This is a genomic window from Marinobacter piscis (genome assembly GCF_007671655.1).
GTDB lineage: Bacteria > Pseudomonadota > Gammaproteobacteria > Pseudomonadales > Oleiphilaceae > Marinobacter > Marinobacter piscensis.
The window spans coordinates 1,191,899-1,205,850 of record NZ_VCGX01000001.1; the positions used below are offsets into that span (position 1 = coordinate 1,191,899).

Annotated in this window: 11 protein-coding genes and 1 pseudogene; 5 read left to right on the plus strand and 7 right to left on the minus strand. The window is 56.2% G+C overall.

The window, feature by feature from the left end; translation table 11 throughout:
- Positions 1-5 precede the first annotated feature (5 nt).
- The 5 genes from aupA to FFI95_RS05480 all read right to left on the minus strand — a co-directional run bounded on the left by aupA (position 6) and on the right by FFI95_RS05480 (position 5,575).
- Entirely contained in the window at positions 6-1,337 is a 1,332-nt protein-coding gene (gene aupA / locus FFI95_RS05460; RefSeq protein ID WP_144821358.1) for an alkane uptake protein AupA, read from the minus strand.
- A gap of 284 nt (positions 1,338-1,621) precedes the next feature.
- Positions 1,622-2,431, minus strand: a complete 810-nt coding sequence (locus FFI95_RS05465) for an OmpA family protein (RefSeq protein ID WP_144821359.1) — start codon at positions 2,429-2,431, stop codon at positions 1,622-1,624.
- 26 nt (positions 2,432-2,457) lie between these two features.
- Positions 2,458-2,832: a DUF4398 domain-containing protein gene (locus FFI95_RS05470; protein ID WP_144821360.1), complete on the minus strand. Its 375-nt coding sequence runs from the start codon at positions 2,830-2,832 to the stop codon at positions 2,458-2,460.
- Between the two features lie 436 nt (positions 2,833-3,268).
- Positions 3,269-4,237 (minus strand): Abi family protein, encoded by a 969-nt coding sequence (locus FFI95_RS05475; RefSeq protein WP_186311963.1) that lies wholly within the window; start codon positions 4,235-4,237, stop codon positions 3,269-3,271.
- A gap of 141 nt (positions 4,238-4,378) precedes the next feature.
- The gene (locus FFI95_RS05480) at positions 4,379-5,575 is read right to left on the minus strand and encodes an IS4 family transposase (protein ID WP_186311964.1); all 1,197 of its coding nucleotides are present in this window, start codon (positions 5,573-5,575) and stop codon (positions 4,379-4,381) included.
- A gap of 335 nt (positions 5,576-5,910) precedes the next feature.
- Between FFI95_RS05480 and FFI95_RS05485 the strand changes: the two genes are divergently transcribed.
- On the plus strand, positions 5,911-6,441 hold the full coding sequence (locus FFI95_RS05485; RefSeq protein WP_222120377.1) for an RNA-guided endonuclease InsQ/TnpB family protein: 531 nt from the start codon (positions 5,911-5,913) through the stop codon (positions 6,439-6,441).
- A gap of 89 nt (positions 6,442-6,530) precedes the next feature.
- Here FFI95_RS05485 and FFI95_RS15570 read toward each other — a convergent pair whose 3' ends face one another.
- Positions 6,531-6,695, minus strand: a complete 165-nt coding sequence (locus tag FFI95_RS15570) for a helix-turn-helix domain-containing protein (RefSeq protein ID WP_222120388.1) — start codon at positions 6,693-6,695, stop codon at positions 6,531-6,533.
- A gap of 184 nt (positions 6,696-6,879) precedes the next feature.
- On the opposite strand from FFI95_RS15570, the gene betT reads away from it, so the two are divergent.
- From betT to FFI95_RS15575, 4 genes are all read left to right on the plus strand, one after another.
- A complete protein-coding gene (gene betT / locus FFI95_RS05495) occupies positions 6,880-8,940 on the plus strand; it encodes a choline BCCT transporter BetT (protein ID WP_017429341.1) in 2,061 nt (686 codons plus the stop codon).
- Positions 8,941-9,358: 418 nt separating this feature from the next.
- Positions 9,359-10,837, plus strand: coding sequence for a betaine-aldehyde dehydrogenase (gene betB / locus FFI95_RS05500; protein ID WP_026106061.1), 1,479 nt, complete (start codon positions 9,359-9,361; stop codon positions 10,835-10,837).
- Between the two features lie 95 nt (positions 10,838-10,932).
- Positions 10,933-12,606 carry a choline dehydrogenase gene (betA, locus tag FFI95_RS05505; RefSeq protein ID WP_017429343.1) on the plus strand — a complete coding sequence of 558 codons (1,674 nt, stop codon included), beginning with the start codon at positions 10,933-10,935 and terminating at the stop codon, positions 12,604-12,606.
- 401 nt (positions 12,607-13,007) lie between these two features.
- Positions 13,008-13,127 carry an integrase core domain-containing protein gene (locus FFI95_RS15575; protein WP_484177365.1) on the plus strand — a complete coding sequence of 40 codons (120 nt, stop codon included), beginning with the start codon at positions 13,008-13,010 and terminating at the stop codon, positions 13,125-13,127.
- 583 nt (positions 13,128-13,710) lie between these two features.
- Here FFI95_RS15575 and FFI95_RS05515 read toward each other — a convergent pair.
- A pseudogene (locus FFI95_RS05515) lies at positions 13,711-13,929 on the minus strand (IS256 family transposase); the annotation flags it as partial.
- Positions 13,930-13,952 lie beyond the last annotated feature (23 nt).

Consider the following 13,952-nt stretch of genomic DNA (forward strand, 5'->3'; position numbering starts at 1 on the left):
TCTCCTCAGAACTTCAGAGTAATGGAACCACTGATTACGTGAATATCGCCGTCGGCCGTTGCTTCGGTTTCGTTCCCGTCATAATCGACTAGAGTGAAGTCACGTTCCTGCAGCTTTTGATACTGATATCCAAGATCGAGGCGAACCGGATAGGCCAGTAGTCGGGTGCGGTCATAAGTGGCACTGACGCCGAGCCCTACAACAATTTTATCTGTGTCCAGATAGTTGATTTCGGGGTTCTTTGTGGTCTTCAGTGGTGACTCTTCATAGGAAACCCCCCCGCGGAAGGCGAAGTTTTTGTTGAGTTCATACTCTCCGCCGATACGTGGAATTAGGGTGTCATCAAACTTGATGCGTTCGCTTAACGGGACAGTGCCCTGGTTCTTAACCGTGTCACTTTTGAATTCGTCAGCCAGCTCTGACCAGTTTTGCTGTTCGATGCTACCGCCTATGCGCCAACCATCACCCTGGTACTGAGTGCCAAGTACAAAGGTTTCTGGCTGGAAAGAATCGATGGTTGAGACCGCCAGGGTCAGTTCGGGGTTGAGTTGTGTAACGTACATGTCGGAATCAACAGTGGTGCTTGCTGAAGACTTTGTACGGTAGGCCATTGCGACTTCCCAGCCATCCAGTCCGCAACTTTCGTCGGGGCAGATGGTGTCGGCAAGATTAATAGTGGTGCCGAGAATTGTTTTTAATGAAGGTTCCGCATCTACTGATAAGCGGTCGCGTGAAACATCACCGCGAATGGTTGTAACTGCGTCGAGGTTAGCGGCTGCATCAAGGGTGATTCGTACAGAAGCGCCCGCTGAAATGCCGCGCCAGATGCGTGTGGCGCCACCAACGTTGAGGAATAATGGTTCTCTTCCGTATTGCAGGAACTGGCCATCTTCACTGGTCTCTGAGTTAAAGGCCATCATCTCTTTGCCGTACTTTTCCACACCGGCAATAAAACCAAGGTAAATGGGATGATCAAAGCGTGTAAGAGACCCCAGATTGGTCTTCATGCCAACCAGTACGTGCTGACTGGGGGAGTCGGAGACCACGTCACCTTTGGCGTTCGGGTTCTTGGAGCGCAGCTCCTGCTCGGAGTGCAGGATACCGGTTGTCAGTTCCCCACGCTCATCGCGGGTAAGCGAGGCGGGGTTGTAGTAGGTGGCGGACACCTGGTCATTAAACATTGAAAGCGACTGGGCGGTGGCGACGTCTATGGGCATAACACCATAGGTGGTACCAATGTTGCCCATGCTGGCCGAGGCAGAAACAGAAAAGCCGGCTGATGTGGCTGCAACTGCCAGGGCCAGTGCCCGTACTGCAAAACGGGAGGTTGAGACCATGTATATACTCCGGTTAGCTCGTTGTTTTTATACTCTGACCGTTGCTTAGCTCCCGAGTGGTCGGGCGCCGGGCACGGCGGTACACTCATTGATCAATAAGTATATGTGGCTAGACTTTGAGGGGCTTTGGCATTTTTGACACGACATTGGGTCTGAATGACCATGTATGCAGCCTGTACACCCCGAAAGATGAATCAAAACATGATTTTGGGAGGGGAGCCAGAGGCTGGTTCACAAAGCCGGGAAGGAGGAGAGTGTTTCCTCCTCCCCTTAAAGGAGTGGGATTAGCGGGTTTTAATGTTGCCGTCTTTATCGGAGAAAACTATTTCCACACGGCGGTTCTGCTGGCGGCCAGCGCGCGTATCGTTACTGGCAACAGGGTACTGTTCGCCAAAGCCTTTGGTTTCGATGCGCCTGCGTTCTATGCCCCGGGAGACCAGTTCATCGCTCACGGCCCGGGCACGGCGCTCTGAGAGCTTCTGGTTGTAGGATTCGGCTCCGGTGCTGTCAGTGTAGCCTTCCACGCGAACTCTGCGATCCTCATACTCTCTCATGAAATCTGCCAGACGCCCGATGGTCTGCTCTCCTGATGGTTTCAGGTCGGTTTTATCCACATCGAATAGTACATCGCCAAGGGTAAGTACCATGCCCCGATCCGTTTGCTCTGCCTGCAGCTCCTCCATGCGCTTGCGCAGCATCTCGGCTTCCTTTTGTGCCTGAGCGGCTTCACCAGAGCGTTGCTGTAGTTCGAGCTTGCGGCGGCGCTCTTCCGCTGAATCAATCTGCTCTTGCAGCCGTGCGCGCTGACCCTGCTCACTGGCAATCTCTGCGTGGCGGTTGGCCAGATAGGCCGCGTGCTCAATACGCACCGTATCCTTGCCGTCTTCCAGCAGAGATTCGGCACGGTTCAGTTGATCCCGGGCGCTGCGGAGCTGGCGGTCACCGCTGCGGGCAACCTGTGGGTCATCCTTGATTCTGGCGTAGGATGCGCGGGCTTCGCTTACCATTGCGTTGTCTGGTGGTGTTGTCGCACAGCCGGCAATCATTACTGACAAACCCACAGCCATGCCCAGTGTTATGTTGCGTGTATTCATAACCGTCTCCTTTCCAGATATGGCGATTACTGGTTTTGATTGATTTGCTGGCGCATTTCTTCAAGGCTGCGGTTGACTTCTCTGACGGCCTCTTTGGCTTTGGCAGTTTCTGCCCGCGCGCCTGCCAGTTGCGCATCTACAGCCGCCTGCTCAAGAAGTCGTTCGGCCTCTTTATACTTTTCCTTCTCCATCAGCTCCCTGGCGTCGGCCACTTTGTTCTGAGCCTGGTTGAGCAGTACCGGCTCAAACTCCCTCGCATCTGAGGCAACGGCCTGTTGCAGAGAGCTTTCTGCAGCCTGAAGGTCAGATTCCGGAGGCTGGCCCTTGCTTGCGCAGCCTGCTAAAGCGAGCGTTAATCCGGCAATACCGGCGGTGTATATAATTGTCTTGTGCTTGCTCATACACGATCTCCTTTCTTCTGTCCGGGCTGGCGGACGTTTAAAGGCTGTACGATTTGCCGTAAAAACGGCCAGGTACCATGCGCACCATACAATAAGCGTAGCAGCCAAACGGGGATCGAACATGACGTGTTTGCAATTAAGTCAGTGTTGAGCAGAAGAAGGGCGGGCCAGCCAGGCTACCTGATCTGTCATTATTTTTGAGGAGCCATCAGGGTAAGTTGCTTGCGCGTTGAACCCCTATGGTTTTAATGTTTCGGTTAACATGACCCTTGCCTCTTGGTTTCGAGAGAAGCTTACGCGGGGGTTCTTTTTGTATTTTGTGGTAAACCACACTTGAGAAATTTTCCTCATGTGTTTAACATTCTAACTAACACGGCCCCTGCCTCTTGGTTCTGCAAGGAACTTACGCGGGGGTTCTTATTTAGGCCTTCCATGATTACCACCAGCTATTCCAGTCTTCCGGTATCCCCATATCCATCATCGATAGTGTCCGTTGCGAGTGTTGTTCCGGAAAAGACCGCATCTGCTCTGCCAGCCGATTGTGCCATTCAGTGTCCGGACATATGGTTTTCACCATATGTCGGCAAATTGCCAGAAGCAGGAATGGCCTGGCAATCAGGTCTTCTTTACCAGCAAAGCTACGGCACCATGGGATATTGTTCGTGCCTGCCAAGCTAGGCTGGTCCACCACGTTGCGATTCCAGAGCCGGCTATGGTGTGCGCATAGGTTGCGTAAATAGTTCAGTGAACGAAGCCAAGTCTGGAAAGTGTGCCAGCTATTCACACCATAGCGTTTGGCCAGTGCTTTTTGGTCTTTTACCTGCATCATCGAAAAGAACTGCGACACTGCACCAAAATCCCAGGTCTCTACCGCTACCCATACCGGAAATGACTCACCGTGTTTGGCCCGGTAGTGCTTAACAAAATCTTCCTTTGAGCGGCGTTGCAGGTTCAGGCACTTTTCTTCCCATTTCTCGAAGCGCGTGTGGCCGCTTCTGAGTTTTTTTCGGATGAAAGATGGGTGTAGCTGTTCCGGGTCAAGATGAGCGAAAGTAGAGCGTTTGCCAAGCCGGTGGGCAATGTCTACACGTAGGGCAACTTCGATGCGTTCAAGAGCATCCATAGCCTGTAGCCGAAGCTGTTTATCGAAAAGATACAGCCTCACAGCATCCACAAACTGTGTGTTCGGGTAGAATTGGTTTAAGGCTTTCATGAGCTGCTTCCCGGCATTGATGCCCTGGACCTGCTTGAACTTACGAAAAGGGTACCAGTAGGCGCTGAGGCGGTAGTAGCCTACGCGCTGAAGGTAATCCAGAGCAGCGGCCTCGTCGGTGACTACCATGCCCCGGGATTTGAGCAGTTCCAGTTGCTCGTGGAAGGACTTCCATGGCCTGTTGTAACGCATGAACAAAAACCTCCTTCAACTAACATTAACCTCTGCAGGCGCAGTGTATTTTGATCCCCGACTGCATGCCTGAACCAATGCCATCGCGCCAGAAATCAAACATATTCATCTTAAGCCTGACGAATCCCCACGAATATGTTGCTACTCGCCGCATAGGCTCTGCTCCCTGACTTCCTCGCGAAGTCGTGCTCGGAGGGTTGTCCAAGCAGGCCAAGGCACGGCGTCGGGTTGATGACGACGAAGACATTCCAAGCCCAGGCGCCACACGGAAAGCACGCTCCGGTGCCGGATACTGTTGCTCTGATAGCGCCGCTGTTGCCCCCGGGCTCGGACATCCAGGCCGGCCACCATCATGGCCACGTTCGCCAACATGGCGATCAGCAGCAGGACCTCGATGCGCTTGCCCTGGCGAGACTGATGCATGCCGAAGCCCAGCCCGAACAAGGGACTTTTGACATCGCGGAACCCTTCCTCAATCTGCATGCGCTGTCGGTAGATCGTTACCACTTTATTCGCCAGCGTTGAGCGGTCCGGCAGATTGCTGACCAGCACCCAGGGCTCCTGCTGACGCCGGGCGATCGTCCGGCTGCCGCCGTCCCGAGAGATCCGGCCTTGTTTATTGCGATGCTTACGTCCCCGTGGCGGTCGATAATAGAGCACCATCTGAGCGCGGAACGGATGGTTTTCGGCGATCCGGACGGAGCCCCACGCCTGCGGTTCCGATGTCGCGTGTTGAAACAGGGTCTTCACGGGTTGCGATGCTTCTCCTGACGCCTGGTAACGGGCGGGCTGACGGACCCGTCCAACGATATACAAGCCGCGCGCTTCAACGGCCCGAAACCACGGGTTACGAATGCCGGCATCGGTAACCAGGATCGGCGTGGCCTTGTCGGGCAGGATCCTTGCCAGCGCATCCAGCAGATAGGCTTCACAGTATGGGCATCCTTCCTTGTGATGAACCTTCTCGAAGATGGGCAGCGATCGCCCGGCGAAGGGCACCGCCGCACGCAGCAGGAAATGCCTGCCGCGGTCATCAATCGGCGACCAGTCCACCAGAATCAGTGGGCGCGTTGTATGGCCGATCAGCAGCGAGGCCATGAGCCAATAGAACAGCGGTCGTTCCTGATGAAGGTGAGGGTTGCCTAATAGTCGATCGACTCGTTTGATGGCGTGCTTGGCATCCGTCGAGCTCGGCAACGCACGGCCAATGGCCGTTAATCCCAGACGTCGCTCGCCCAGCAGAGCGCCAACGGTATCGAGGACGGTCTGTAGCCGCTTGGCATGGATCACGGAGAGTGAAGACGTCAGCAAGTTATGCAAGAATCGAGGGGCCTGCATGGGTCTCCTTCGCATGTTGTTGTGTGTCGTAACTCACAACATGCATGACTCATGCAGGCTTTTTCAATCCTATCATGCTGATTTTATTACCCATTTCATGGGGATTCCTCAGGCGTTAACCGGTGCGTAAAACCGCCGCAGGAAAAGATAAACTCATAAATTTTATTGAATATCATGCTGATATATATATGGGTTTTTAAGTTTATGGGGTTTATAGGAACTGGCGGAGCAGGTTAGCAAAAATCCGCGTAAACCCTCGCCCAATGTGGGCGGGAATACAAAGCACGGCGGGAATTTGAGCTGTGTATCGGTGTACTCAGGGTAAGCTGAAAAGCATGACCTTGTCGCGCACCGTCACCGGCAAGCACTACGCCGCGCTGCTGTTTGAAACGGGGCAGGACGCGCCGGAACGTCTGCAAGACCTCGACGCCTCAAGCGTCGTCGGCCTCGACATGGGCTTGTCGCATCTTGCCATTGACTCAAGCGGTCGCAAGACTGCCAATCCGCGTTTTCTCAAGCAGGCGCAGAAAAACCTCAAGAGAAAACAGCAAGTCAAGAACATGATGAAAAATGCCAGGCTCGCCAGACACATTGGCGATGCGTCCTGGCATGCCTTGATCGCCAAGTTGGCCTACAAAGCAGAGGAAAAGGGAAAGCATCTGGTCAAACTTGACCCGCGGTTCCCCAGCTCCAAAACCTGCCATGCATGCCATCACAAGATGGATGCCATGCTGCTAAACGTCCGGTTGTGGGCGTGCCCCGCCTGCCATACACGCCACGACCGGGACATCAACGCGGCGCTGAACATCAAGCATCAAGGCATCGTGCAGTTAAAGGCGGCAGGGCTGTCCGTTTCTGTCCAATGAGGCTCGCGTAAAGCCGGCGTACTGTCGGTAGCAGCCGTTGAAGTGGGAAGCCCCGTCCGTGGCGCATTAGCGCGTCGGGCGGGGAGCAGTCACGCGACTACATAGTGTTCGGGATCATAGCCACTGGCCGTCGTGCTGCGGCGCAGTGCACAGCTAATCGTGCTGCTGTGGAGCCCCAGTTTCCTGGCGATCTGTCGCTGGCCCCCGCCCAAGTCATGATGGGCGTAAATCTGGTATCGTTGTGTCTGGGTCAGTTGTTGGTTCTCATGCTCTGCTTCACTTTGGTCGGTAAAGCAGGGAGGGTACCGGTGCTGATCCTTCTGCCTCTACTGTGTTGGCCCAAGTGTAGCAATTATTCCATGAAATCAGGACACTGAGGGAATCATCAAGGAGTTAAAAAATGAAACGCCGTGACTACGCGATTGCCGGGGGTGCGGTATGAGCATCGAGACCGCAGATCCCGAACGACCTTCGGAGCATTCAGACAAGGCGATTCTTCCCCCGGTCAACTGGCCCGTGTTCATCTGGGCCGCTATCGGGTCAATAGCGATCACCCTGTGGGCGCTTATCACTCCCGAGTCCGCTCAGCAAACGCTGGGTGCTGTGGTGGGGTGGGCCTCGGGCTGGTTTGGGTGGTTCTACGTCCTGCTTGCCGGCGGGGTGCTCACCTTTGTGATCTATCTCGCCTTTTCGCGTTTTGGCAACACCAAACTTGGGCCGGAAAACTCCAGGCCCGAGTTCTCAACCCTCGCTTGGGCGTCCATGTTGTTTGCCGCCGGCATCGGTACCGACCTGATGTTCTTTGCCGTCGCCGAACCCGTCACCCAGTACCTGCATCCGCCTTCGGGTGCAGCAGAAACCGTTGACGCTGCCCGGCAAGCAACCGTATGGACATTGTTCCACTACGGCCTCTCCGGATGGGGTATGTATGCGCTGATGGGGATGGCCCTGGCGTACTTCGCCTATCGAATGAAGCTTCCCCTCGCCGTGCGCTCCGCGCTGGCCCCGGTCTTCGGTAAGCGCATTCACGGCCCCTTGGGCGACACCGTGGACTTTGCCGCACTTCTGGGCACGATCTTCGGCGTGGCCACCTCGCTGGGGATCGGCGTGGTGATGGTCAACGTGGGGCTCGCCACCGTACTGGGAGTGCCGGTGAGCACCGCTACCCAGGTGGCGATTGTCATCATGGGCGTGGGCGTGGCCATTCTCTCGGCGGTATCAGGGGTCGATAAAGGTATCAAGTTCCTGTCGCTGCTGAACGTGTTCTCCGCCATCGGTCTGAGCCTGTGGATCCTCATCACGGGGAAAACCCAATACCTGTTGGATGGCCTAGTGCTGAACATCGGGGATTTCGTCAACATGTTCCCCGACATGGTCCTGCAGACCTTTGCCTTCGAGGAGACCGGCAGCTGGATGAGCGACTGGACCCTGTTCTTCTGGGCCTGGTGGGTCGCGTGGGCGTCTTTCGTTGGCATGTTCCTTGCCCGAATCTCTCGCGGGCGCACGATTCGCCAGTTCGTCATCGGCACGCTGACAATCCCGTTTGCGTACATCCTCATGTGGATCTCCATTTATGGCAACTCGGCGCTGGATATTATCCGCAGCGGGGACGCCGAATTCGGTGTCCAGACCGTTCTCAACCCCGAGAGCGGCTTTTACGAACTGCTCTCGCACTACCCGGCGTTCATGTTCATCGCCGGGCTGGCGACGCTGACCGCGCTGCTGTTCTACGTCACCAGCGCCGACTCCGCCGCGCTGGTCATGGCGAACCTATCCTCGCGCCTACCGACGCCCCAACACGATGGACGGGCCGCGCTGCGGATCTTCTGGGCGATCACCACTGGTGCGCTTACCATCGCCATGCTCATCGTGGGCGGGATCGGCGCCTTGCAAAGCGCCACGGTCATCATGGGACTACCGTTCTCCTTCGTGATGATTCTGGTAATGGTCAGCCTGTACCGGTCGTTACGGGTAGAAGCCCGGCGCCTGGACAGTGGCAAGCAGGCCATGCCCCGTACGTTGTCAGGGCGCACCGCTCGTGGTGGAGAGATGCGCTGGCAGCAACGCCTGGGGCGGATGCTCACCTTCTCCAACGCGGGACGGGCACGGGAATTCGAAGAGAAGGTCCTGTTGCCCACCTTCGGTGAAATCGTCGATGAATTCAGCGAGCGTGGCATCACCGCGAAGTGTGACAAGTACGTCGACGAGGAAGGTGACAGCTGCATCGAACTTGAGATTGACCCCTCATCCGAGCACCCCTTCCGCTACCAGGTGTTTCGCAAGGAAGCACCGATACCGCATTTTGGCGGGCGTCCGACCCAGGTGGCAGACAAATTCGTGCGCATGGAGGTCTACCTCGACGTCGCCGATGCGCAAGGCTACGACATCATGGGCTACACCAGAGAGCAACTGCTGGATAACGTGCTGGATCAATACGAACGCCACCTGGAGTTTCTGCAGATGCAGGAATTTGCGCTCACTGACCAAGAGGTAAACTGACGCAAACGCGTGCAAGTGAACGTACCCGGGGTGCCCGGTACAGGGAGGCCAGTAGGCCTCCCTGTTTTTATTGTGCGCCAGGAATGGCGCGTAGCACCGGCAGGTGCTGTTCCTGAGGGTTGTGTCTCGGGAAGTACGCTCGCCTCGAGGTGCACCCCCAACGACGGCGGCTAGGCCTATGATGTGATGGGCTCACCGGTGCATAACTGATCCACAACTGTCTCGACCAGTACGAGTGGCCCTTGATGTTTCCCCGCCCCAGGCTGAATGGTACGCTTAGGATACAACGCGCCAAGCGTTTGGTCTGCGGCTATCTGGAAGATCAGCTAAGGTCACAGTCAATAGGGCTGGTACCAAACAGCACGCCTGAACGACGACGCACAAAGGTTTCTCACACCGGTTTCAGCAGGAGTATCGCATGACTACCTTGACAACCCAGCAACTCTACATAGATGGCAGCCGAGTGAACGCCACCTCCGACGAGACCTTCGATACTATTAACCCAGCGAATGGCTCGGTGCTCGCCAGCGTACAGCAGGCGTCTCAGGAGGACATCGATCGGGCTGTTGCCTCTGCCCGGGAAGGTCAGAGGGCTTGGGCCGCGATGAGCGGTATGCAGCGTAGCCGAATCCTCCTGCGTGCCGTGGCGCTGCTGCGTGAGTACAACGATGAGATCGCCCATCTGGAAACTCTGGATACTGGCAAACCCATCAGCGAAACTCAGAGCGTCGACATTGTTACCGGCGCCGATTCGCTGGAGTATTATGCTGGCCTCGCCCCGGCTATCGAGGGCAAGCAGATCCCGCTTCGTGAGGATTCCTTCGTCTACACCCGCCGCGAACCACTGGGAGTGGTCGGCGCCATCGGCGCCTGGAACTATCCTATCCAGATCGCCTGCTGGAAAAGCGCCCCGGCCCTGGCCGCTGGCAATGCCGTGGTGTTCAAGCCCAGCGAGGTTACGCCGCTGACCACCCTCAAGCTCGCCGAGATATTTACGGAAGCGGGACTGCCAGACGGCGTATTCAATGTGGTTCAAGGCGACGGCCGCGTTGGCGAGATGCTCACCCAGCATGCGGATATCGACAAGATTACCTTCACCGGTGAGGCAGGAACCGGCAAGAAAGTCATGGCCGCCGCCGCCGGCTCAACTCTCAAGGAAGTGACCATGGAACTTGGCGGCAAGTCGCCACTGATCGTTTTCGACGATGCGGATCTCGAGCGTGCCGCTGACGCGGCGATGATGGCCAATTTCTATTCCAGCGGTCAGGTATGTACTAACGGCACTCGGGTCTTTGTACAGCGTTCCGTGAAGGATGCCTTTGAGGACAAGATTGTTGAGCGCGTCAAGCGCATCAAAACTGGCGACCCCCTCGACCCCGGAGTCAATTTCGGCCCCCTGGTCAGCTTTGAACATCTCGAGAAGGTGATGTCCTACCTCGAACTCGGGCCGCAGGAAGGCGCACGCCTGCTCGCTGGGGGCAATCGCATGACTGGTGGTTCCGATTACAACTACACCAAAGGTGCCTGGGCGGAGGCCACGGTCTTCACGGATTGCACGGATGACATGCGCATCGTACGCGAAGAGATCTTCGGCCCGGTGATGGCGATCCTGGCCTTCGATGACGAAGAGGAAGTCATTCGCCGCGCCAACGCTACCCGTTACGGCTTGGCTGCCGGCTTATTCAGTGAAGGATTGAACCGGGCTCACCGGGTGATTCAGCGTCTCGAGGCGGGCATTTGCTGGGTCAATACCTGGGGGGATTCGCCGGCGGAGATGCCTGTGGGCGGCTACAAAGAGTCGGGTATCGGGCGCGAGAACGGTCTTTCGTCCCTCGATCAGTATACCCAGATCAAGTCTGTTCAGGTCGAGATGGGCCCTTTCCCAGCGGTTTTCTGATCGCTTCAGGGGGTATAGTGACAGACGATTGGGACTTTATCCCTTAAAGAAACAGCTGTTTTTCACGTTAACACCAGGTAAAAAAAGAGTAGGTTATGACGCAGACTCGTGAGTTCGACTACATCATTATCGGCGCCGGCTCGGCGGGTAACGTGCTCGCCACACGCCTGACTGAGGACCCCGAGGTGCAAGTATTGCTGCTGGAGGCTGGCGGGCCGGACTATCGTTTCGACTTTCGTACCCAGATGCCCGCCGCCCTGGCCTACCCGTTACAAGGCAAGCGCTACAACTGGGCCTTTGAAACGGACCCGGAACCTTATATGAACAACCGGCGCATGGAGTGTGGGCGCGGCAAGGGGCTGGGCGGCTCATCCCTGATCAACGGCATGTGCTATCTGCGCGGCAATGCCCTGGATTACGATCGCTGGGCCGAGATACCGGGGCTCGAGGATTGGAATTATCTTGAATGCCTGCCTTATTTCAAGAAGTGGGAGACTCGAGATATCGGCCCCAATGAATACCACGGCGGAGATGGGCCGATCCACGTCACCACGCCCAAGGCAGACAACAATGAACTCTACGATACCTTCATGCGGGCAGGTGTTGAGGCGGGCTTCCCGGCAACCGAGGACGTCAACGGCTATCAGCAGGAAGGCTTCGGTCCCATGGATCGTTTCGTCACCCCCAAAGGGCGCCGCTCCTCTACTGCCCGGGGCTATCTGGATATCGCCAAACAACGCGCCAACCTGACTATTGAGACTCATGCGCTGACCGATCGTATTCTCTTCGAGGGCAAGCGTGCCGTAGGGGTCAGCTATTCACGCAAGGGGGAGCAGCAGGAGGTGCGGGTCCGCCGCGAGGTATTGCTCTGTGGTGGTGCCATCGCCTCGCCACAGATCCTGCTGCGCTCCGGGGTCGGCAACCCGGAGCACCTCAAAGAGTTCGATATCCCGGTGGTACATGAACTGCCCGGCGTGGGAGAAAACCTTCAGGACCATCTGGAAATGTATATCCAGTACGAGTGCAAGCAGCCCATCTCGCTGTATCCGGCGCTCAAGTGGTGGAACCAGCCGAAAATCGGCGCCGAATGGCTATTTTTCGGCAAGGGCGTCGGAGCAAGCAATCAATTCGAAGCCGCCGGTTTTATCCGCACCAACGACGAGGAAGAGTGGCCCAACCTGCAATACCATTTCCTGCCGATTGCCATTAGTTACAACGGCAAAAGCGCGGTCCAGGCCCACGGCTTCCAGGCCCATGTAGGCTCCATGCGCTCGATGAGTCGAGGGCGCATACGCCTGACCTCTCGCGATCCCAGCGCGGCACCGAGTATCCTGTTTAATTACATGTCCAAGGAAAAGGACTGGCAGGAGTTTCGCGACGCTATCCGCATCACTCGTGAGATCATCGCCCAGCCGGCATTTGACCCGTATCGCGGCCGTGAAATCGCCCCGGGCCCGGACATAAAAACCGACGCGGAACTCGACGAATTCGTTCGCCAGAATGCTGAAACCGCCTACCATCCTTGCGGCACCTGCAAGATGGGTAATGATGCCATGGCGGTGGTGGACGGTGCCGGGCGTGTGCATGGCCTCGAAGGTCTGCGAGTAATCGATGCCTCGATCATGCCGATAATTACCACGGGCAACCTTAATGCCCCGACGATCATGATCGCCGAGAAGATGGCGGATAAAGTGCGCGGCCGAGACCCGCTACCCAAGGCGGACGTCCCCTATTACGTGGCTAAGGATGCACCCGCCCGGCGCCAATAGCTTTTTTTCATGCCGACCAACTTTCGCCCCTGTGCTCCGAGCCAGGACTTGTTGCTCGAAAATAAGCTTCTTTCGCGTAACCAAGGAAGTGAAGTGGACCCCAAAAATTAGACAGGTGCCTGGTGTCGGGGTCCGCATGATCAACTGTTACCTTGCAAACGGTGACTGAGCTGACCCACGATCTGCTGCGCTAGTCGATCGTACCCGCCTATTGCCTTAACCGTCGCGCTTGGTGTAGCTCTCTTTCGTCGATGCTGCCGGGTAACCGGCAGTCTGCAGCACCAGGCATTTTGCCATGATACGCGAGGGAGCGCAGGATGATGCGTTGATTATCACCCTGCCAGCCGACCATATACCTATGGCCAGTTACTCGCGCACGGAGGCAGCAGCGGCCGATAGCTATCAAGCTGGGCCAAGCTAGGGTAGCGATCGATCGCTGGATTCGATACTACAACGAAGAGCGGCCACATCAGTCTCTCGATTATGTGGCGCCACGGGCACACCCAGCATTAATAGCGTAGGGTGTGCAGAAACCAGGGGGTTATTACACAGGCTGAGAGCTGGCCATTCAAAAGCAGATATCAATCTGCCGGGTGGCAGGCCGAAGCGCAGGGAAATGGCTACGGCTGGAATCATGTCACCATTTTTTTGTGTGACGATATCGCTTCCCGCAGAAAACAGTTTGGCCAAGGGTCAAAAGTGTCCGGAAACCGGACACACCCAAATCACATTATGTGCCAAGCTGTGTCCAGCCGTATGGTGAAGGGCGGCGCTAATCGGCGTTAAGTTGCTCGACGAAATAAGCCAAAATCGCAAGATATCGTAAGGTAAGTCTTTGATATTAATTGTTTTTGAGATTTTTTAGCTGTATATTTGGCCTATAGGCCTAGGCAAGAAAAATAGGATGTGTCCGGCCTCCGAAGCCGAGGGTCGCAGGTTCGAATCCTGCTGGGCGCACCAGACAAATCAAGGCCTTACGCTAACGCGTAGGGCCTTTTTGTTTGCGTGTGACCAAAATGTGACCAAGTTGTGGCCACTGCGCTGTTTTCTTCAGCCTTGACCTGGTGCAGATGACGAGTTATTGTCAAATCTGGTGTATGACCATCAGGCAGCGCTCCTGTCAGATTGATCATCCACCTGAATTCCATCCTGAAACTGAACGTTGTCCACGACCAGCTTCAGTTGGTCGAACCCCTTAATCCGCTTCCAGCGTTCCTGGGCGGACTGGAGCAGTTTGAACACCATCGATAACGTGGTGTCCCGAGAGCCGCAAGACCGGCTCCGCTTGGTCCTCAGGCGTACTGTGGCGAAGGTGGATTCAATCCTGACGAATCCCCACGAATATG